17 protein-coding genes are annotated in these 19,993 nt (G+C 45.6%); 7 read left to right on the forward strand and 10 right to left on the reverse strand.

Features of this window, described 5'->3' with window-relative positions:
• A partial coding sequence (locus tag LLW17_RS05035; protein ID WP_228228726.1) for a transposase occupies nucleotides 1-184 on the reverse strand: 184 nt, incomplete at its 3' end.
• 216 nt (nucleotides 185-400) lie between these two features.
• On the opposite strand from LLW17_RS05035, the gene LLW17_RS05040 reads away from it, so the two are divergent.
• Both LLW17_RS05040 and LLW17_RS05045 read left to right on the forward strand, forming a co-directional pair.
• Complete coding sequence (locus tag LLW17_RS05040; protein WP_228229174.1) at nucleotides 401-1,936, forward strand: glycine--tRNA ligase; 1,536 nt, start codon at nucleotides 401-403, stop codon at nucleotides 1,934-1,936.
• A 100-nt stretch (nucleotides 1,937-2,036) separates the two neighbouring features.
• The gene (locus LLW17_RS05045; protein ID WP_228229175.1) at nucleotides 2,037-5,051 is read left to right on the forward strand and encodes a GEVED domain-containing protein; all 3,015 of its coding nucleotides are present in this window, start codon (nucleotides 2,037-2,039) and stop codon (nucleotides 5,049-5,051) included.
• A gap of 1 nt (nucleotide 5,052) precedes the next feature.
• Here LLW17_RS05045 and LLW17_RS05050 read toward each other — a convergent pair whose 3' ends face one another.
• The gene (locus tag LLW17_RS05050) at nucleotides 5,053-8,463 is read right to left on the reverse strand and encodes a DUF8818 domain-containing protein (protein WP_228229176.1); all 3,411 of its coding nucleotides are present in this window, start codon (nucleotides 8,461-8,463) and stop codon (nucleotides 5,053-5,055) included.
• A 386-nt stretch (nucleotides 8,464-8,849) separates the two neighbouring features.
• Here LLW17_RS05050 and LLW17_RS05055 point away from each other — a divergent pair, with 386 nt between their 5' ends.
• The 5 genes from LLW17_RS05055 to LLW17_RS05075 all read left to right on the forward strand — a co-directional run bounded on the left by LLW17_RS05055 (nucleotide 8,850) and on the right by LLW17_RS05075 (nucleotide 12,457).
• Complete coding sequence (locus LLW17_RS05055) at nucleotides 8,850-9,617, forward strand: exodeoxyribonuclease III (protein WP_228229177.1); 768 nt, start codon at nucleotides 8,850-8,852, stop codon at nucleotides 9,615-9,617.
• A gap of 67 nt (nucleotides 9,618-9,684) precedes the next feature.
• Nucleotides 9,685-10,644 carry an OmpA/MotB family protein gene (locus LLW17_RS05060; protein WP_228229178.1) on the forward strand — a complete coding sequence of 320 codons (960 nt, stop codon included), beginning with the start codon at nucleotides 9,685-9,687 and terminating at the stop codon, nucleotides 10,642-10,644.
• 303 nt (nucleotides 10,645-10,947) lie between these two features.
• Nucleotides 10,948-11,031: a hypothetical protein gene (locus LLW17_RS05065; RefSeq protein ID WP_228229347.1), complete on the forward strand. Its 84-nt coding sequence runs from the start codon at nucleotides 10,948-10,950 to the stop codon at nucleotides 11,029-11,031.
• Nucleotides 11,032-11,033: 2 nt separating this feature from the next.
• Nucleotides 11,034-11,318, forward strand: coding sequence for an addiction module antidote protein (locus LLW17_RS05070; RefSeq protein ID WP_099644389.1), 285 nt, complete (start codon nucleotides 11,034-11,036; stop codon nucleotides 11,316-11,318).
• Between the two features lie 104 nt (nucleotides 11,319-11,422).
• Entirely contained in the window at nucleotides 11,423-12,457 is a 1,035-nt protein-coding gene (locus LLW17_RS05075; protein ID WP_228229179.1) for an aldo/keto reductase, read from the forward strand.
• A gap of 3 nt (nucleotides 12,458-12,460) precedes the next feature.
• Here the strand turns inward: LLW17_RS05075 and LLW17_RS05080 are convergent, their stop codons facing one another.
• The 8 genes from LLW17_RS05080 to LLW17_RS05115 form a co-directional block, all read right to left on the reverse strand.
• A complete protein-coding gene (locus tag LLW17_RS05080; RefSeq protein WP_228229180.1) occupies nucleotides 12,461-13,366 on the reverse strand; it encodes an ABC transporter substrate-binding protein in 906 nt (301 codons plus the stop codon).
• Nucleotides 13,367-13,393: 27 nt separating this feature from the next.
• Entirely contained in the window at nucleotides 13,394-13,684 is a 291-nt protein-coding gene (locus LLW17_RS05085; protein ID WP_228229181.1) for a chaperone modulator CbpM, read from the reverse strand.
• On the reverse strand, nucleotides 13,684-14,595 hold the full coding sequence (locus LLW17_RS05090; RefSeq protein WP_228229182.1) for a DnaJ C-terminal domain-containing protein: 912 nt from the start codon (nucleotides 14,593-14,595) through the stop codon (nucleotides 13,684-13,686). Before LLW17_RS05090 ends, LLW17_RS05085 begins: the two co-directional genes overlap by 1 nt.
• 139 nt (nucleotides 14,596-14,734) lie before the next feature.
• Nucleotides 14,735-15,427: a ZIP family metal transporter gene (locus LLW17_RS05095; protein WP_228229183.1), complete on the reverse strand. Its 693-nt coding sequence runs from the start codon at nucleotides 15,425-15,427 to the stop codon at nucleotides 14,735-14,737.
• Nucleotide 15,428: 1 nt separating this feature from the next.
• Nucleotides 15,429-16,163 (reverse strand): BamJ family beta-barrel-assembly machinery protein, encoded by a 735-nt coding sequence (gene bamJ / locus LLW17_RS05100; RefSeq protein WP_228229184.1) that lies wholly within the window; start codon nucleotides 16,161-16,163, stop codon nucleotides 15,429-15,431.
• A 116-nt stretch (nucleotides 16,164-16,279) separates the two neighbouring features.
• Complete coding sequence (bamJ, locus tag LLW17_RS05105; protein WP_228229185.1) at nucleotides 16,280-17,002, reverse strand: BamJ family beta-barrel-assembly machinery protein; 723 nt, start codon at nucleotides 17,000-17,002, stop codon at nucleotides 16,280-16,282.
• 70 nt (nucleotides 17,003-17,072) lie between these two features.
• Complete coding sequence (locus tag LLW17_RS05110) at nucleotides 17,073-18,437, reverse strand: acyl-CoA dehydrogenase family protein (RefSeq protein ID WP_228229186.1); 1,365 nt, start codon at nucleotides 18,435-18,437, stop codon at nucleotides 17,073-17,075.
• Nucleotides 18,438-18,831: 394 nt separating this feature from the next.
• Nucleotides 18,832-19,965 carry a M23 family metallopeptidase gene (locus tag LLW17_RS05115; RefSeq protein ID WP_228229187.1) on the reverse strand — a complete coding sequence of 378 codons (1,134 nt, stop codon included), beginning with the start codon at nucleotides 19,963-19,965 and terminating at the stop codon, nucleotides 18,832-18,834.
• Nucleotides 19,966-19,993: the final 28 nt, after the last annotated feature.

The following is a 19,993-nucleotide window of genomic DNA, read 5'->3' on the forward strand; positions in this document are numbered from 1 at the left end:
ATCCTTTCTCATTAAAGTTAGAAAATTTATAAATCCATCGGTAAATACTAACACAAGGTATGTTGTGCAACATCGATAGTTGGCTAGCACTATACTTACCGGATTCAAAATCTTCGACGATCTGACGCTTAAAACTCTCAGAATAAACACGCCTCTTTTGGATGATTTGTACGTTGGATTTCATTGTTAATCACGTTTAAGTGGTCAACCTATATCAGGGACGTACAAAGTATTTCGTATTTCGTATTTCGTATTTCGTATTTCGTATTTCGTATTTTCCCAACAAATCCCGTCATATCGGCATCGTTGACGCTTATTTTTTTATTTTTACGCCCTTGTTTCTGCACCGGTTAAGTCGTGCAGAATCCGTTTTAAACAGCAAACCGAGAATTCAACGCAAATGGCACAGGAAGATCACTTTAAAAAGGTATTATCACACGCAAAAGAATACGGCTATATTTTTGGCAGTAGCGAAATATATGAAGGCCTGAGCGCCGTTTACGACTACGGTCAGAACGGGGCCGAACTCAAGAAAAACATACGCGAGTACTGGTGGAAAAGCATGGTGCAAATGCACGAAAATATCGTGGGACTTGATGCCGCGATTTTTATGCATCCCACAACGTGGAAGGCTTCCGGACACGTAGATGCCTTTAATGATCCGCTTATTGACAATAAAGATTCTAAAAAACGTTACCGCGCCGATGTGCTTATTGAAGATTATGCCGAAAAGCTGAATCAGAAAGCTCAGAAAGAAATCGATAAGGCCAAAAAACGCTTTGGCGATAAATTTAATGAAGAAGAATTTGTAACCACAAACGAGCGCGTAATCCGCTATCGTGAGGAGCAGAACCGTGTGCTGAAGCGTATGGCCCGCTCGCTGGAAGCCGAAGATCTGGCCGATGTAAAAGCCCTGATTGAAGAACTCGAAATCGCAGATCCAGATACCGGCTCAAAAAATTGGACCGATGTACGCCAGTTTAACCTTATGTTTGGTACTAAACTGGGCGCTTCGGCAGATACCGCAACAGATTTGTATCTGAGACCGGAAACGGCTCAGGGAATTTTTGTGAATTTCCTGAACGTTCAAAAAACCGGAAGGATGAAAATTCCTTTTGGTATCGCACAAACCGGAAAGGCCTTTAGAAACGAGATCGTGGCCCGCCAGTTTATCTTTAGAATGCGGGAGTTTGAGCAGATGGAAATGCAATTTTTTGTACGTCCCGGCGAAGAGCTTAAATGGTATGAGCACTGGAAAGAAACCCGTCTTAAATGGCACCTGTCTTTGGGCTTGGGTGAAGAAAATTACCGTTTCCACGATCACGAGAAATTGGCACATTATGCCAACGCGGCGGCAGATATTGAGTTCAACTTCCCGTTTGGGTTTAAAGAACTTGAAGGTATTCACAGCCGTACCGATTTTGACCTTAAGGCGCACGAAAAGTTCTCCGGTAAAAAACTGCAGTTTTTCGATCCTGAATTGAACGAAAGCTATGTGCCTTATGTGGTAGAAACCTCGATAGGTCTTGACCGTATGTTCCTGGCTGTCTTCTCCAAAGCATTGGAAGAGGAAGAGCTGGAAAACGGATCAACCCGTACCGTGCTTAAGCTTCCGGCGATACTTGCACCCGTTAAGGCCGCGATTTTACCTTTGGTTAAAAAAGACGGCCTGCCTGAAGTTGCAGAGCGCATCATCAATGAGCTGAAGTGGGATTTCAACGTGGTTTATGACGAAAAAGATGCCGTGGGACGCCGCTACCGCCGTCAGGATGCAGCCGGAACACCCTTCTGTATCACTGTTGATCACGATACACTCGAAGACGATACGGTAACCATTCGCGACCGCGATACGATGGAACAAAAACGGGTAAAAATCGCTGAACTTTCAGGCATTTTACACCAAAAAGTAGACTTTAAACACTGGTATAAAGACTAGTAACACGCATAAATTGAATTCTAAAAAGCTCCTTCACGGAGCTTTTTTTAATCCATAATGTGTAATAAATCGTACATTTAAGAACCCTAATTTGAATCTGATGTTCTGTATTTCCCTAAACAAGGTTTTTAAAATCAGGTCTTATTCCATTCTGGTTTTAAGCCTGTTATTTTCTTTTACGTCTCAAAGCTATGCTCAGGAAAAGCTCGCACCTACCACTGTGGGGAAAATGGAGTTTGTGCGTGAAGTACCCTCGCTGGCTTCTCAGATTAGAAACGGAACCTTTATAAAAGCCGAAAAACTTTCGGAAGTTGAAGAAATAAACCCCAAGCGGCGCAGTGCCAATCAGGTGGTTCCCGGCAAAGGTCTGCCCAAAGACGGAGATCCTCTTGTTCAACCAAAAGGCACAAAGTCAAAAGGCACACAAAAGACATATGAACTCGAACCTATTCGCGTGTTTGAGGCCAATACCGCAACTTTTACTCCATCAGATCCTACGGGTGCGGCCGGCCCCAATCATTATATCGCCGGTTGGAATTCAGGTTTTAAGATTTACGATAAACAAGGGAATCTTCTGGTTCAAGAAGCTTCGCTGGGAACACTCTTTGACGGCAACACCGCGGGTGATCCTATCATTCTGTATGATGCGGCCGCAGATCGTTTTGTTATAACCGAATTTGAAGAAGAGAATGAAGAAGATGGTTTCGAAAACGGTTTTAATATAGCCATTTGCCAGGGTTCAGACCCTGTAAATGACGGCTGGTACGTGTATACTATGGGCTTTGAAACCAGTACTTTTCCCGACTATCCCAAATACGGCATTTGGCACGATGGATATTACATTACCTCAAACATTAATATTACCGGCGGGCAGACCAATCCCAGCGACGCGGTTTTTGTGATGGAACGTTCTAAAATGCTTACCGGGCAGACCAATGTGGGGTTTCAGGGATTTCCACTGCCTACCTTGCGCACTAATGGCTTTTTTAGTCCGCAATTTTTGAGCGTTGCAGACGGTAATTTACCTGCAAGCGGGCCTGCAACGGTGGTGTTTTTTCAGGATGATTCCTGGAGAAATGTCAATGACGATCATCTTAAACTCTGGTCTCTTTCGGTAGACTGGGTAAATCCTGCAAACTCCAGTATTTCGCAGCCTGCTATCATTCCGACAGCAGATTTTAACAGTGTGTTTGACGGTGGAGACTTTTCAAACCTACCTCAACCCGCAGGTGATAATATCGATGCTATGCAGGGCACAGTGATGCAACAGGCGCAGTACCGTAAATTTGCCGGTTATAACTCAGCCATCTTCAATTTTGTAGTCAATGTAGCTCCTGCGGGTGGTAAAAAGGCAGGCATACGCTGGTATGAACTGCGGCAGACGGCAGACGGTCAACCCTGGGAAATTTATCAGGAAGGGACTTATGTTTCGCCTACAGGCCATAATGCCTTTGGTGCCAGTATGAGTTTTGATGCCGATGGAAGTATTGGGATGGGCTACTCTACAGTTAGTGAAGATTTACCGGTAACCATCAATTTTACCGGGCGTTATGCAAACGATCCTTTAGGCGTCATGTCTGTGCCTGAAACGGTCTTAGCCACCAGCACCGGTTTTAGCTTTGTACCTCGTTATGCAGATTATACCCACCTGACCACAGACCCGGCAGACGGCAGAACCTTCTGGTATATATCCGAATATTTCAGGCCACAACGTAAAGATGTGGTAGGTGTTTTTAAACTTGCGCCAGACCTCACTAATGACGTACAAACGGTAGCGCTTGTAAACCCACAAGACGGCGCATTAACAGCTACAGAACCCATTACCGTCAAAATCAGAAATGCCGGTACCGCTACCCAAACCAGTTTCCCGGTAAGCTATCGTGTAGATGGTGGCGCTACGGTAACCGAAACCTTTACCGGCTCGCTAGGATTTAACGAAACAGCAGATTTTACATTCTCGCAGACCGCAAATCTTTCCACGACCGGTCAAATCTATGCCATTACAGTTACAACGCGTCTTGGCAACGATCAGGACACCTCAAACGACGCCCTTACTGTAAACGTACAGAATTTATGGCGCGAGGATGTGGGTGTAACATCTATAGATAATCCGCAGTCGGGATCAGGTCTGGGTTCTGCCGTGCCTGTGACTGTAACGATCACCAACTTTGGTGTTGAGGCTCAAAGTAATTTTCCGGTGTTTTACAGTATCAATTCGGGTAATCAGATAACCGAAACCTTTACCGGAACCGTACCCGCCCAAGGTACCGCAACGCACACATTTAACCGAAATGAGGATTTCTCAGATCTTGGGACCTATCGCATTACCGCAGGCACCGATCTGCCTAATGATAAAAATCAAACCAATGATATGATCGCAGTTGATGTGGTGAATGCTTATTGCACACCCTTCTCGGACTGCTCCTCGTTTGGAGACGGGATTACCCAAATCAATCTCGAAGGCACCACTATAACCACGGCCTGTTCATCTGATGGGTTTGAAGCAGATCTCGATACCGTTTTTGATCTGGATATACAAAACAATCCCTACACCGGGACTTTACAGGCAGGATTTGACGGTACTGTCTATGCTATTTTTATTGATTTCAACAAAAATGGCGGTTTTGAAGCCTCTGAACGCGTTTCAGACGGCCTGGTTGCCAGTGCAGCTACCGACACTGATTTTACCCTGACACTTCCGGCAGGCGTAAATCTCGACACCTATCGTATGCGGGTACGCGGCCTTGACAGCGCCTTTAGCGGTGATGCTCAGGATCCCTGCGGGACGATGCAATACGGCCGTACCAACGATTATAGCGTGCGCATTTTTAACAGCCTTTCGGTGGAAGAAAATATATTCCCCGATAGCGAATTGGTGGTCATAGAAACGGCTCGCGATCAATTTCAGATTTCATTGAGCACCAATCAAACCACCGAAAAAATGGCTGTAACGGTTTACAATCTTTTAGGCCAAAAACTCGCAAACAACTGGATTGAAAACGAGTACGGCAGCTACAAATACGACCTGGATATGTCCTATGCTTCCAGTGGCGTTTACATTGTACGTCTGGGGAATAGGGACGGCGGTCAGTCTAAGAAAATTATTGTGCGCTAATCTAAAAGAAGGCTCGCAATTGCACACTTCCGGTGTGTATGGTGCGGGTGTTTTCGCTGCTGCGTCCCTGATACGACAGATTCAAATCGAGAAATTGGGTAATGCGCTTTTGTGCCAAAACATTCCAGGTAAAGTTGGTGCCGGGTTGTAAACCTTCAAGCATTTGATAAGCCACTGGCGAAAACGCCGAACCTTCAAAGCTGTTTTTAATATACTTCACACCGGCATTCAGCGAAAATTTATCAGCATTGCTGAAGCTTCCCGTAAAACCGAAATTCTGCTGATTCAGATTTTCGAAACCTTCGGTTTGATTGGCTTTTTCCACAAAATTATAAAAGGCCGAAACCCTCGAATTATCGCTGAATAAATACGAAATCTCAGGATTAAAGCTAAACGTATTCAGCCGGTAATTGCGCTGCTCAAAATTTTCAGAATTACTGCTGTTGGTTCCAATTTCCGAATTAAAATTCAACACGTACTGCTCTTTAACTTTGTGTAAAAAATTAAGCTGATGACTTTTTAGTTCATTGGTTTGCAGGCCTAAAGCAATAAGGTTTCGGGTCGTGTTAGCGAGATAGGTGTAACTGGTGGTGTAGCGCTGCTTTCCGCGATTGAAAAACAGGGTGTTGCGCAGGTTGAGATTAAGCCCCAGCGTATTGGCATCCTTAAACGGATTGAGGTCAAAGGCGCTGCCGTCCCGAAGCACCTTACGGTCAATCAGGTAACTGGTTTGGTTGTAAAAATGCGAAAGCACTTTTTGCAATCCGGTTTTCCCGCTCCATTGCGAAAAATTGAGCGTCACAATCTGGCTGAGTCGGTTTTGATGGGTTTTTACAAAAACACGGTTGGGCAACAGAATCCGTATAAAATCGGCCTGATCGCTAAACTGCGCCACTTCAAACTCCTGCAACTGCTGAATACCGTCGTTATTGTAGTCAATCCAAGTATATACCCCCTGGCCTTCATCAACTTTCACATACGTAAATTCCTGTTGCGGTAGTGTACCACTCGCAGTCTCAAAAAGCGTGTTGAGACTGATCAGGTTTTTAGCCAGTTTTTGGTCAAAAAGCAAGCGGGAATTTAACGAGCGCTCGGTAGCTGAAACCCGATTTTCAAACTGCAGTTCGCGGTAGTTGACAAAAAGCCCCAATGCTGTTTTTTCGTTTTTAATCAATTGGGATTTTAAAAACCAGGTGTTGCTGTGATTAACGCGCTCCAGACTGTTGCCCCTCAAACTGTCGTTTACGCGATAGCGGTAGCCCACTTCCACAAAAACCGCGGTACTGTCGCCGCGCCCCACAAAACCTTCGAGCATTTGAAAACGCTGACTTAAAGGATCTAGCCTGCCGGTTAAGGGATTGCTACTCTCATTATTTTCGGTTCGGTATTTTGCGCCAAGCCAGTTTTTCTGAAAGCCGTAAACGGCTGTAGTATTCAGGCGAAAAAAGGAAGTGGTGGCAGTATCTGCTTCGGTCTTGAGGTAGCTTCCGTTGAAGTAGGTTTGTAGTTTGTTATGCCGAAGGTTTCCCACGACACTGTTGCGGCTACCCCGGTAATTTTCCGCGAAGCGCAACTGCTCAAAGCGATAATCTACAAAACCCAAAGCGCTATCAGCAAACTGAAGCCCCGAAGAAATAAGCGTCTGATCGCCCTGAGGTCGCAAAGGCACATTCCAGTCGCGGCTAAACTCAATCGCGTAAGTACGCTCGATATTTCTAAAATCATCCTGAATGTAATCGAGATTGGCAAATGCTTCAAGCACCTGTTTTTCGGGATTGCCGTACACGCGTTGCCGCGCCTGAATGCGCCCGGCAAAACCGTCGTTATTGGCATCGTCCAGATCAGAAAACAGGTTTAAATCCTGACGGCTTCCGGCGCCTTCAAAACTGATGCTGGTTTTTTCCGAAGGCTTATAATCGCCCTTTACCACCGCCATTTGGAGTTGGGTGGGCGCAAAAAGCCGAACCAACGGCGCAAAATTACCTTGCGGAATCCCGTCTACGGGAGGCACATACTCGTAAATGCGCGTGATGGCCGCCTCGCTGCTGATGATGTAATCGCCCTGATTGGGGCCCACCTGCGTAAAACGCACATTAAACAATTCGGCTTCGGGGTCGGTTGAAAAAACAAAAATTTCCCGGCCGTCACGCTGCTCTTTTCGATATAAAATCTTGTTTTCGTTATAGGTGTCGGGGTTGGCACTAGGCGCCGTCATAAGGGAGGTATCATCACCGGCGGCTTCCAAAACACCCACCTGCTCCCGGTTGAGATTTTGAACCAGCGGCTGATTTTTAAGGTCACTTTCGGTATAGACGTGAGCCCGCAGGCTGAGTTTTTCAGATTGATGACCACCACCGCCGTAGCCAATGATTCGGGTATAATTTTGCTCGCTGTACTGGTACTCGACCGAGATGCGCATCTCGCTGGTAATGGGAAAAGTGGGATTAAACAGCAGTTCGCCGGCGTTGTAATCTATCACATAATCTGCGGTTTCGCCCCGCTCAAGCAAGACGCCGTTGACGTAAACGCGCTCGCTCCCGCTCACGATGAGCACGTAGAGTTCGCCATTAGGACCCGTGAGTTTATACGAACCCTGATTGCCTTCCTGGCCGGTAAACCGGCTTTGGGCAAACACCCCGCGCACCAGGGCGCCGGTGGCAAAAAAGTCTGAAGTGGTCTGCTCCCCTTCCAGGATTCCGCTTAGCGAAAGCCCCTGAACTTTTTTCGCGAAGCGCCCAAAATAAGAAGTGGTATTGGCCAGGTTGATGTCTCCCGCTCTGATGTTCCAGGTATCGCTGTAGAGCTCAATAAAAATCTGGTCAAATTCATCCAAACGCTGCGAATAGCCCCCGTTTTGCTGGGGAATATTGGCATCCTGAAGCGAGGCCCGCAAAAAAACCTTTTCGCTCAGCTTGCCGCTGATTTGCAGGTCGAGTTCGCTGGTAAAGGTGCTGTTTTGGTTATTGCCCGAAGTGACACCCCGCACCAGACTACCCGTGGTGGTAAGGCCTTCAAAAGGGATGAATTCCGGTTTGGAAGTTTCCTGCTTCAAGGCGTACACACGGCTCAAATTGCCGTCACTACTTACGATCTTATCAGCATCGTAGGCAAAATAACGCCGGGTCATAAAATCAGGGAACACGCGGTAATCAAAGGTGAGGCTGTCCGGCGGATTTGCAGGGCTTTTCAACTTAAAAACCGCTGTGGGATAATCTATACTGTACAAAGCGGAATCTAAAATCGCTCCGTCAGCGCTGCGCACCTCAAACCGCACCGGATTAAGACTTACCGTATCGAGCACCACGCTGTCGCGTACGACTAGTGTTTTGAGGCGGTCTTCTGCAAAGCGCAGCTCCTGCGAAAACGCCGCCGCCGTCATCAAAAAAACCATTACAGTAAAAAGGTTACGCATACGGCATAAAGCTAAGATTTATTGTTAGTATTATTTTTATTGCTCATATCTAAAAACCGCCTCATCCCCAACCCTTCCTTCGATACGATGCTCCTAAAGTCGCACCACTCAGGAAGCTCTTCCGCCGGAGAAGGGAGCTTATTATCGACTTCAAACTAAAAATCTCCCTCCGACTTTAAGGAAGGAGTACGGGAGATTTAGAAGGATGTTTTTTGAAAGTCTCATCTGATGCGCAGATTAAATAGTGGAGTAAATTTCTATTTTCCGATTTTGTATTTCGTATTTGAACTGCAAACTGCGACTGAAAACTGCCTACTGAATATTACTCTTCCCATTTTCATCTATAGCTCAGGAACACTAACTTCGCGACACACCAAAAATTTACTATGAAAATAATCACCTATAACGTAAACGGAATTCGTGCGGCAGTGCGCAAAGGCTTATTAGACTGGCTTAAAGCAGCTAATCCCGACGTTTTGTTGCTTCAGGAAACCAAAGCGCATCCCGAACAGTTGGATTCTGAAATTCTTAAAGAAACCGGCTATCACAATTACTGGTTTAGCGCCGAAAAAAAGGGATACAGCGGGGTGGCTGTTTTCAGCAAAAAAGAACCCGATAACGTGATTCACGGTACCGGCATCGATTATATGGATCGCGAGGGGCGCAACCTTCGGGTTGATTTTGGCGACCTCAGCATTATGAGTATGTATTTGCCAAGCGGGACTAATGATGATCGCCTGGAGTTTAAACTGCGCTACATGGCAGATTTTCACGAGTATGCCAAAGAGCTTCGCAAAACCCGTCCTAACCTCATCATCGGTGGCGATTACAACATTTGCCATGAGCCTATTGATATTCACGATCCTGTACGTCTAAAAAACGTGAGCGGCTTTTTACCGGTGGAACGCGAGTGGCTTAGTGGATTTATCGACAGCGGGTTTACAGACAGTTTCCGCCATCTCAATCCCGATCTTGAGCAATACAGCTGGTGGAGTTACCGCGCCAATGCCCGTGCCAATAATAAAGGCTGGAGATTGGATTACAATATGGTAAGCGAACCCTTAAAAGCTAAAATTAAACGCGCGGTGATTTTGCCCGAAGCCAAACACAGTGACCACTGCCCGGCACTTCTGGAGCTGGATCATAGCCTTTAATTTTTTTGGCCGCTTTCAATAATCAACAGGTACCGAACGTTAGTTAGTTTAAACAACCTCATTAACTATGATCAAAAAGCTTTGCTTAATTGCCCTGAGTGCCGCAACACTCACCTCTTGTGTTTCTGCGAAAGTCTATAAAGACCTGGAAGCACGTTATGCCGATTTAAAATCGGATAATCAGGAACTCAGTCACGATCTGGCCCAGTCTGAACGCCTGCGGAAGCAGTTTGAAGAAGAGGCCCAAAATCTGGAAGACGAACTCGCAAGTACCCGCGCCGAGCGAGACGCGCTGGAACGTGATTATGCGGCGACCAAAGCCAATCTCGAGAATTTACAGAGTTCGTACGATGCTCTTGAAGCCAACAGTTCTAAGCGCATTGCTGAAAATTCACAGAAAAACCGCGAATTAATCGCTGAGCTTGACGAAAAGCAGGCGGCACTGGCTGCCGAGCAAACCCGTCTCGAGAAACTACAACGCGATCTCACTGAACGTTCCCGCCGTGTGGAAGAACTCGAGTCTATGATTGCTGCGAAAGATGCGAAAATGCGTCAGCTTAAAGATGCGATTTCAAAAGCCCTGATCGATTTTGAAGGAAATGGTCTTACCGTAGAGCAGCGCGATGGTAAAGTATATGTTTCGTTAGAAAACAAGCTGTTGTTTGACAGCGGAAGCTGGACAGTGGGTGCCAATGGTCGCAAAGCTGTGAACCAACTGGGTTCTGTTTTGGCACAAAACCCGGAAATCGCAGTGCTTATAGAAGGCCATACCGATAATGTGCCCTATGGCGGCAACGGCCCGATTAAAGACAACTGGGATCTTTCGACTAAAAGAGCAACCGCAATTGTTGAGATTTTGAGTCAGAACTCGGGTATCGACCCTAAAAACCTCACTGCTGCCGGTCGTGGGGAATATGCACCGGTCGCCACAAACGATAACGCCGAAGGCAAAGCCAAAAACCGCCGTATCGAGGTCATTCTCACTCCAAAACTGGATGAAGTGACTAAATTACTGAATGATATTTAGAAAAGTGATCTGCTGAAAATTCGTACTATCGGGTTTAGTTATGAATTAAAAAAAGAAGTAATTTTGTATCCGACTAGATACATATTTAATGGTCTTGTTGGAGAAAACAACTGAATTCAATAAATGGCTTCGCAAGCTTAAAGATTTGCAGGCCAAGGCTAAGATTCTATTTCGACTTCAAAAACTACAGCGTGATGGTCATTTTGGAGACTGTAAACATGTTGGAGATGGTATTAGCGAAATGCGTGTGATACAGGTAAAGGTTATCGCATCTATTTCCACAAAAAAGAGGATAAAATCATCATCCTATTAATTGGGGGTGATAAATCTTCGCAACAAGAAGATATTAAAAAAGCTAAGCAAATCTGGAAAGAACAAAATTTCTAAATATGAAAACCTCTAAATTTGAAATTGCCGATTATCTGGACAATAAAGAACTTATTGCTGCTTACCTGAATACTGCTCTGGAAGAAGGAGATCAGGAAGATGTTATTGAGGCTATTGGGAATGTTGCAAAAGCAATAGGCATGACTAAAATTGCAGAAGAAACAGGAATGAGTAGACCAAGCCTGTATAAAGCATTATCTGAAGGTTCTAAACCCCAATTCGCAACCATTGTCAAGGTTCTGAAAGCTATTGGCGGACAAATTCAAATTCAGCCCATACCTTCCTAAAAAATGCACGAAAACTAGTATCACTCTTAAACTTATCCTAAGCCTTGAAACCCTTCAAGGCTTTTTTATTTTTTGCAATACCTTCGCAACTCAAAAATACCCTTATGCGCTACACGACACTTCCCGGAACGGATATCAAAATCTCTAAACTTTGCCTGGGCACGATGACCTGGGGTGAGCAGAATACCGAGGCCGAAGGTCATGCCCAACTGGATTATGCGGTGGAGCAGGGCATCAATTTTATTGATACGGCCGAATTGTACAGCGTTCCCGCGAAAGCCGAAACCTACGGAAGCACCGAGCGCATCATAGGCTCCTGGCTGAATAAACGCAAAAAACGGGACGATCTGGTTATCGCTTCAAAAATTGCCGGTCCGGCCGAAATGTCGAAGCACATTCGCACCGGGGGTTATACCAAAGCCGAGTTTAAAGACGCCATTCACAAAAGCCTGAAGCGCCTGCAAACCGATTATATTGACCTCTATCAACTGCACTGGCCGGAGCGCAATACCAACTACTTTGGAAAACTGGGCTATACACACGATTCTGAAGAGCGCTGGGAAGATAATTTCGCCCAAATTCTGGAAGATCTGAACGCATTTATTCAGGAAGGTTTGCTACGTCACATCGGGGTAAGTAATGAAACGCCTTACGGACTTTCGCGCTATCTCGAAGAAGCGCGTAAGGGCAAGCCCAAAATGATCAGCGTACAAAACCCGTATAATTTGTTGAATCGCAAAGACGAGATAGGAATGACCGAAATTATGCTTCGGGAAGAGGTGGGTTATCTGGCTTATTCGCCCCTTGGTTTTGGTACTCTGAGCGGAAAATACATCAAGGGTACAGATACCGAAGCATCGCGCGTTAATCGTTTTCCGCAGTACAACAGGTATTCAAACGACCTTGCGGTACAGGCAACCCGGAAGTATCAGCAAATTGCCGATAAGCACGGTCTATCCCTCACACAAATGGCTTTAGCCTTTGTAACTGACCGGGATTTTATGATGTCTAACATCATTGGCGCTACGAGCATGGAGCAGCTTAAAGAAAACATAGGCAGTATTGACGTTCAGCTTTCGGAAGCGATTTTAGAAGAAATCGAAGCGGTGCATAAAGCAATCCCTAATCCGGCGCCTTAAGCTTTAGTCCAGGATCTTATAAATAAGGTCGTACGTCTTCAGGGTTTCGGTTTCCAGCTGATGGTCATCAAGCCATTTTACAAAACGACCAATCATAACCGGATCGAGACGGCCCCAATTTTCTTTGGCACCCAAATACGCTACCGAATAGTTGATACTCCCAACCAGATCGAGTTCCTTTTCGGTTTCGGGAATGTATTTGCGTAAGATTTCAGCGGCTTCCTGGGGATAATCTTCCGCATAGAAAAATCCGGCTTTGGTAGCCTTTAAAAATTCAGAATAGGTTTCCCGATTCGCTTCAACCGTATTGCCATTTACGGCTATAACCGGCGAATAGGAATAGGGAATGTTGTAATCCTTCAGTCTGAAATAGCGCATTTTTTCGCCCTGAGCTTCGGCCTGATAGGCTTCCCAATTGAGAAAAATCCAGGTAGCATCTGCCTTATCTTTCAACAGAGTTTCCCAAATACCGAGCTTTTTGGGATAGGAAATTTCCAGATTGGCTTCCCCACCGTCATTTTTGATCAATTGCTCAACGATTTTATCTTCATAGCGCGCTTCGTACGAGGCGTAAGACTTTCCATCTAAATCTGCCGGACTCTTAATCCCGGAATCCTCTTTTACCGCAATCGCGCTTAAATCTTCCTGATAAATGGCCGCAATAGCTTTAAGATTAAAGGGTTTTTCCTTGGTTTGGTAACTGATGATGCTTTCTAACGGGCAAAGGGCCACATCTGCAATACCGAGCTCCACTTTCTTCGCAGGCGTTATTTTATAATCGTCTTCTTCCGGTGTAATTAAACTCACCTCAAGATTTCTTTCCTTATAATAGCCCAGTTCACGGGCGATGAAAAAGCCCAGATGATTGGTGTTTGCCGTCCAGTCGAGTGCGATTTTTAGATGTTTCAAAATGCTATTTTTTAAGTGGTTAGATGATTACTCGTAAAGTCGCAATCGGTTTTGGGTTTTGATAAGTTGGCGGTTGAGCTCGTCAATTTTATCTAAAAGATTGAGGATAACGTCTATGCCTTCGATATTGATGTGCAACTCGTCGTGAATACGCATGATTTTTTCAAAAACCGGCATGCTGTCGCAATGCAGGCAATAGGTTTGTTCAACTATTTTAAGCTGAAGCACGCCTTTCTCGTGCAGTTCGGTGATAAAGGTTTCTTCAATGCGGTACTGCTTGCTGAGATGCGCTACGGGTATAAATTCTGGTGTCTTCATCAGGATCTGAGTTTTGCCAGTTCTTCAAATAAGTTCTTTTCCTGTGGCGAAAGATTGGTGGGCATTTCGATCTCGTAGGTGATGTATAAATCCCCAAACTGTCCGTCTTTCTTATAAACCGGGAAGCCTTTGCCTTTAAGCTTTACCTGCTTTCCGGAAGGCGTCTCGGGAGCAATCTTGAGCTTTACACTGCCGTCAAAGGTGTCAACAACCAATTCTCCGCCTAATACAGCGGTGTACAGGTCGAGTTTGACTGTCTTGTACAAATTAGCACCGTCACGTTTAAAAGCAGTGTTATTGCGTATGCGGAATTCGAGGTACAGGTCACCATTGGGACCGCCATTAACGCCATCGCCGCCATAACCTTTAATTTTTATGGTCTGCCCGTTCTCAACCCCGGCCGGGATAGTCAATCTAATGTTTTTACCATTTACGGTAAGCGTACGCTTGTGTTTTTCATACACATCGCGCAAATCAAGTTCGAGTGTGGCATTAAAATCCTGCCCGCGGAACTGTGCCTGCCGCCCGCCGCCTCTAAAGCCGCCTCCACCGGCACCGCCAAACATCGAACTGAAAAAGTCTGAAAAATCGCCTTCTTCAAAGCCACCGCTATACTGCGCCCTGCTTCCACCGCCGGCATTGGTGTACTGCCTGTGTTGCTTTTCGGCCTGCTCGTAGGCTTCTGCGTGTTGCCAGTCTTTGCCGTATTTATCGTATTTCTTTCGGTTTTCGGGATTGCTTAAAACCTCGTTTGCCTCGTTAAGCTGCTTGAATTTTTCTTCTGCTTCGGTATCACCGGGATTTACATCGGGATGGTATTTACGGGCCAGCTTTCGGTAAGCCTTTTTGATTTCGGCATCTGTGCCGCTTTTATCAAGGCCCAACACTTTATAATAATCTATATACGCCATAGGAAATATTAAATTTCAAACTATGACTTAAAGTTAACCACATACGGGCTAAAGCGGTGCCGGGATTCTTTTAAAATTTAGTTAGAATTTAATCGCCTGTAGAGCCTAGTCCAGTTTAGCTTTCGCGAAAGCGAAATACTCAAGCCAGGCTGTTAAGGAAAAAAGCAAGAATAAGCCCCAGGGCAGCAGCAAGACCAGTCCAGTACTGGTCGTTTTTAAATGCTTTGGGAAATACTTCTATGGCGAGTGAAGCTACAACCGCACCTACGGCAAAACACCGGATGTATGCCAGGGTTTCTTCAGCCACACCGGCGAGTAATTGATTGCCCAGATAGGCCGCCAGAGACAAGATCAATGCGGTAACACACCAGAGCAACAGCACCTTCTTTTTTGAAGTTCCGTTTTCAGTCATTTCTTTGGCACCACCTGCAGCTTCGGGAAGGTTTGATAAAAATATAGAGCCCGAAAGTGCCGCAACTGCAAGCGCGTCTGCACCTATCAATGCGACGCCCAGAGCGAGATTTTCAGGAATACCGTCTAAAGTGATGGCTGCAAGAAGACCGCCACCGCTGCCTGAACCCCATTTTTTCTTAACGAGATAATCCAAACCGGTAAATACCAAAGCACCTGCAAAAACAATTGCAAGGGCTACGCCGGTCTGTGCTTTTTCAATCGCGGGATTGATGAGTTCGAGTACGGCAGAAACAATAAGGGCTCCTCCTGCAAGTGCAACGAGAAAGCCCTCTGTTTGTTTAGAAAGATTGCCATAAATACCCCAGACCGCACCCAGAATAAGGGCTCCGGAAACTACGGCTATGACAATTAAAGTCAATTTACTCCTGTTTAGCGTCTTTAACGTCGATTAACTCCACGTCAAAAATCAGGGTTTCACCTGGACCTATTTGAGGACCTGAACCACGATCTCCGTAAGCAAGATCAGAAGGGATAAAGAACTTGTATTTTGCTCCTTCTTTCATCAACTGTAAACCTTCAGTCCAGCCTTTAATCACCTGGCTTACACCAAATGTAGCCGTACGATCTGAATTCATATTTCCGTCAAAAACGGTTCCGTCGATAAGGCTTCCTTCATATTTAACCTCAACCTGATCTGTAGCAGTAGGGGTATCACCCGTACCTTCTTCCACAACGATATACTGCAGGCCGCTTTCGGTAGTTTGAACGCCTTCTTTAGTCGCATTTTCTTTTAAGAATTCTGCTCCTTTTTGCTTAGCCTCAGCTGCTTTAGCCATTGCGGCCTCTTCCTGCTTGGCACGAAGCTCTTCCTGAAAACGGGTCATCAAAGCTTGCATCGTTTGTTGCGAAAACTCCAGACTGTCTGTAAAGCCTTTACGCACACCGGCTTCGTACATTTCAAGATCAAACAACTCATCTGGATTGTCTCCCAATGCCTGCTTAAACTGAGCACCGCTGTTTGCGCCAATCATGTACGAAACAGAATCTTTAAAAGTTTTAAGTTCTACATCTCCAGAACTCATTTTAGAATTATCGCAGTTTACCAGTGTAAGTGCTACAACCGGAAGCGCGAAAAACACTTTATTTAATTTCATTGTTATTGTTTTAAGTTTTTAATTTCGTGTGCAAATAACGGGATATTTAAAGGTTTTCAAAAATCCTGAGCGTTTTAATCTGTGTTTGCCTCAACCAGACCCGTTACCTTATCTGTTTATTTTAAAACTTCGAGTAATTCTACATCAAAAATCAGGGTAGCATAGGGCTTGATATCCTTGCCGGCACCGCGCTCGCCGTATGCCAGATCCTGCGGAATGTAAAAACGGTATTTGCTGCCGATGGACATTAGTTGTAAACCTTCGGTCCAGCCGTTGATTACCTGACTTACGCCAAAAACCAGAGGTTCGCCGCGCTTGTATGACGAGTCAAAAACGGTCCCGTCAAGCAATTTACCTTCATAATTTACCTTAACGCGATCTCCGGGTCCGGGTTTTTCGCCATTTCCTTCCCGTAAAACCTCGTATTGCAGACCGCTTTCGGTAGTGACCACGCCAGGCTTTTTAGCATTTTCTTCTAAAAATGCAGTGCCTTCAGCCCTGGTTGCAGCGATCTGTTCTTCGCGTTTAATCTTTTCAATCTTCTGCATGGTATCATTAAGCTTTTGAAAAAGCTTTCGCGAAGCGGCCTCATCAAGCTCAATGGCCAGTGAGTCTTTAAAAGATTCTTTCAAACCCTTTTCAAAAACAGCAAGATTAAAAATCCCTCCGGGCATTTCGCGTAAATTCTCGCCACTGCTAATGCCCATCGCATAAGAAATGGAATCCTGAAAGGTCCTGAGCTGAAATTTTTCGGGTTGTGCCACGGTTTTTTGGGGTGTGCTGCAGTTAGCTAAAGCCAGAGCTGCAACAGACACCAGCACAAACGATTTAATATTCATAGGTCGTAGGTTTATTTTGAAGCGCCAAGTTAATTAATATGCTTCAAAACCTGAATATTAAAATGCCCTACTAACTCACAAACGCACTATAGCCCGTAATCGCCCGTCCTACAATAAGCGAATTGATCTCTTTAGTACCCTCATAGCTGTAAATCGCTTCGGCATCTGCCACAAAGCGCGCCACATCATACTCGAGCAAAATACCGTTACCACCCATTACCTCCCGGGCACGGCTCACCACGTCTCGGGTACGCATCGAGCAGAATACTTTGGCCAAAGACGCGTGCTCATCTGTAAGCGAACCGCCATCCTGCATTTCGCTAAGGCGGAAACACAAAGTTTGCATCGCGGTAAGATTAGAAACCATCTCGACCAGGTGATTTTGTATCAGCTGAAAACTGGCGATAGGACGGCCAAATTGCTCCCGCTTTTTGGTGTATTTCAACGCTGCTTCATAAGCGCCGCGGGCACAACCCACAGCCTGCCACGCCACACTCGCACGGGTCATCTGTAAAACTTTTGCAGTGTCTTTAAACGAATTTGCATTTTGCAAACGATCGCTTTCGGGCACGCGGCAATCGGTTAGCGTAATCAGTGCGTTCTGCACGGTGCGCAATGCCATTTTATCTTCCATTTTCTCGGCTTTAAAACCGGGGTTTTCTTTACGCACGATAAAGCCTTTAACCTGACCGCTATCCAGATCACGCGCCCAGATGATGGTAATATCTGAAAAGGTCGCGTTACCAATCCATTTTTTCTGACCGTTGATCACCCAGGCATCACCGTCTTTTTTACAGGTAGTACCTAAGCCTCCGGCTGCACCCGATCCTACTTCAGGTTCGGTAAGGCCAAAAGCGCCTATTTTCTCAAATTTCTGCATTTTGGGCAACCAGTATTCTTTTTGCTCTTCGCTTCCGCAGAGGTAAATCGAACCCATGGCCAGACCGCTGTGCACGCCAAAAAAGGTCGAGATCGACACATCTACACGGGCAAGCTCCATCGCCAGAATGCCTTCCATCAGGAAGCTCTGATTGGGACAGCCGTAGCCTTTGTAGGCGATTCCCGCCATATTGAGTTCGGCAAATTTGGGTATGATCTCGTGTGGAAATTCGGCTCGGTTCCAATATCGGTTTGCGATGGGTTTTACCTCATCTTCCATAAAGTTGCGCATCTTCATCTGCAGTGCGCGCTCTTCCGGACTTAACTTTTGTGCCAAATTGTAAAAGTCCCCGTCTATGGGCGGAAGTTTGTGCTGGCCTTTTTTAGCCTGTGAATTCAACATCTTCATCAGACCTTTGAGCTGGCGATCGTCCAAATTGCCCACGGCGCTCATCACCTGAGATAAATCTACTTTTTGAGAGAGTTTGGCTAAAGCATCTAAATCAATAGATTTCAAAAGGCCTATGGTATTTTTTACTTTTCCGAATATCGACATCGTTTGCGTGTTTTTGTTTTACACCTAAAAATACCAAGCTTTTAAGGCCATAGCACCCAAAAAACTGTTAATTACACGGTAAACTATATTCACTGTAACTAGTTGTGCAAGTAAAATATAGTTTCTAAAATTAGTCCTTTACTTTTCTTTGCTTGTCCAAAGAAAAGTAACAAAAGAAAAGACACTTTTTCTTAGGCATTTTTGCCTTATCAGGCAAAAACCGCAACAAGTCCCCTAAATTTTCTCCAAGGCTTCAAAAATTTTTAACGGGGACTTCTTGCTATGCTGAAGAAAAAGATCACTAAAGAAGAAAATTTACCCCTTGATTTAAAAAATTTATTGATAATCATAGTACCTACAGGTAACCTCTTGCATATAAGAAGTATTTAAAACACTATTGATTTTTCACCAGACTCTCATGTATAAAAGCATGTTGGTTTTCGGAAGTTTTGATATGTAGCCAGTCGTTGGTGCGGCCAAGAACTGTGAGTGTATCGCGGTTGCTTAGTGTGGTTGCCTTTTCAGCTTTAGCCGAAGGTCCCAATCGCAAATTGGCTTTTGATGCTTTCACAACAACCTGAACAGGTATTTCTGAAGCGTCTGAAGCCCCGGGAAGCTGAGCTTCCTGAATAAACGGAAACGGGTTGATTGCCCCGCTTCCCCTTCGGTAAATTCCAAAATGCAGGTGCGGGGGCGTGGTGCGCGCATTACCGGTATTACCTACCAGACCCAGCGTATCGCCGATTTTTACGCGTTGTCCCGTTCTGGCAATAATACTGTCCAGGTGCGCATAATACAAACTGCTTCCAAACAGACCATCGCGCAGCCAAACCTGCTTACCGCCCAGGCCGCGGTTACCGGTGCTACTTACATAGCCATCTACACCGGCCAGCACGGGTGTACCACGGCTTGCGAAGATATCTACACCTTCGTGACTGCGCCTGCCGCCATCACGCGCCGCTCCCCAAAAGCTTTGCACTGCTTTTGACGACAAGCCCGCCACCGGAAAAGCATAAGCCGGACTGCTGCTAAACCGCATCGAAAATTTGCCCTTCGCTCCCAGCTGTGGTTGCAGTACCAGTTTGTAGTTTCCGGCTTTTTTAGGCGAAAAGCTTAGGGATTTGCTTTCATAATCGGCTTGCTCCAGCAATATAAAGGGTGAGATGCTATCTGAAGTTTTTTCGTAGAGATCTATAAAAACCAACGGATTCAGCGTGTCGGTAAGTACTTCAAAATGATAGTTGCGGCCCAGCTCCAGTTCAAGATTATACGCGTAAACGGGCAGACTTTGGGTGCTGAAAATACCCTGCTCGGCATAGGGCAGATCAACCGCCAGACTGTCTTGCAAGGCCGCGCTAAAAGCCCGGTTCCAGTTTAGATAGGGCAGCGAATCGTTATCAAAATTGCGCGCATACACTTCACGGGCTGTGGGCTGGGTGATCACGTCTGTCACGCGGGTGAGTTTGCTGCAACCGTTGGTAAACAACACGGCAAGCAGCATCAATAAGGCAATCGGGTAGTTTCTCATAGCACCTCTGAAAGTGCAGAAACTATGC

The organism is Leeuwenhoekiella parthenopeia (assembly GCF_020782115.1).
GTDB classification, from domain to species: domain Bacteria; phylum Bacteroidota; class Bacteroidia; order Flavobacteriales; family Flavobacteriaceae; genus Leeuwenhoekiella; species Leeuwenhoekiella parthenopeia.

What these genes read in the sequence shown, in the direction of transcription:
- LLW17_RS05040 (WP_228229174.1), top strand. Translation starts at nt 401, where the DNA reads ATGGCACAGGAAGATCACTTTAAAAAGGTATTATCACACGCAAAAGAA.
- LLW17_RS05045 (WP_228229175.1), top strand. Translation starts at nt 2,037, where the DNA reads ATGTTCTGTATTTCCCTAAACAAGGTTTTTAAAATCAGGTCTTATTCC.
- LLW17_RS05050 (WP_228229176.1), bottom strand. Translation starts at nt 8,463, where the DNA reads ATGCGTAACCTTTTTACTGTAATGGTTTTTTTGATGACGGCGGCGGCG.
- LLW17_RS05055 (WP_228229177.1), top strand. Translation starts at nt 8,850, where the DNA reads ATGAAAATAATCACCTATAACGTAAACGGAATTCGTGCGGCAGTGCGC.
- LLW17_RS05060 (WP_228229178.1), top strand. Translation starts at nt 9,685, where the DNA reads ATGATCAAAAAGCTTTGCTTAATTGCCCTGAGTGCCGCAACACTCACC.
- LLW17_RS05070 (WP_099644389.1), top strand. Translation starts at nt 11,034, where the DNA reads ATGAAAACCTCTAAATTTGAAATTGCCGATTATCTGGACAATAAAGAA.
- LLW17_RS05075 (WP_228229179.1), top strand. Translation starts at nt 11,423, where the DNA reads ATGCGCTACACGACACTTCCCGGAACGGATATCAAAATCTCTAAACTT.
- LLW17_RS05085 (WP_228229181.1), bottom strand. Translation starts at nt 13,684, where the DNA reads ATGAAGACACCAGAATTTATACCCGTAGCGCATCTCAGCAAGCAGTAC.
- LLW17_RS05090 (WP_228229182.1), bottom strand. Translation starts at nt 14,595, where the DNA reads ATGGCGTATATAGATTATTATAAAGTGTTGGGCCTTGATAAAAGCGGC.
- bamJ (WP_228229184.1), bottom strand. Translation starts at nt 16,163, where the DNA reads ATGAAATTAAATAAAGTGTTTTTCGCGCTTCCGGTTGTAGCACTTACA.
- bamJ (WP_228229185.1), bottom strand. Translation starts at nt 17,002, where the DNA reads ATGAATATTAAATCGTTTGTGCTGGTGTCTGTTGCAGCTCTGGCTTTA.
- LLW17_RS05110 (WP_228229186.1), bottom strand. Translation starts at nt 18,437, where the DNA reads ATGTCGATATTCGGAAAAGTAAAAAATACCATAGGCCTTTTGAAATCT.
- LLW17_RS05115 (WP_228229187.1), bottom strand. Translation starts at nt 19,965, where the DNA reads ATGAGAAACTACCCGATTGCCTTATTGATGCTGCTTGCCGTGTTGTTT.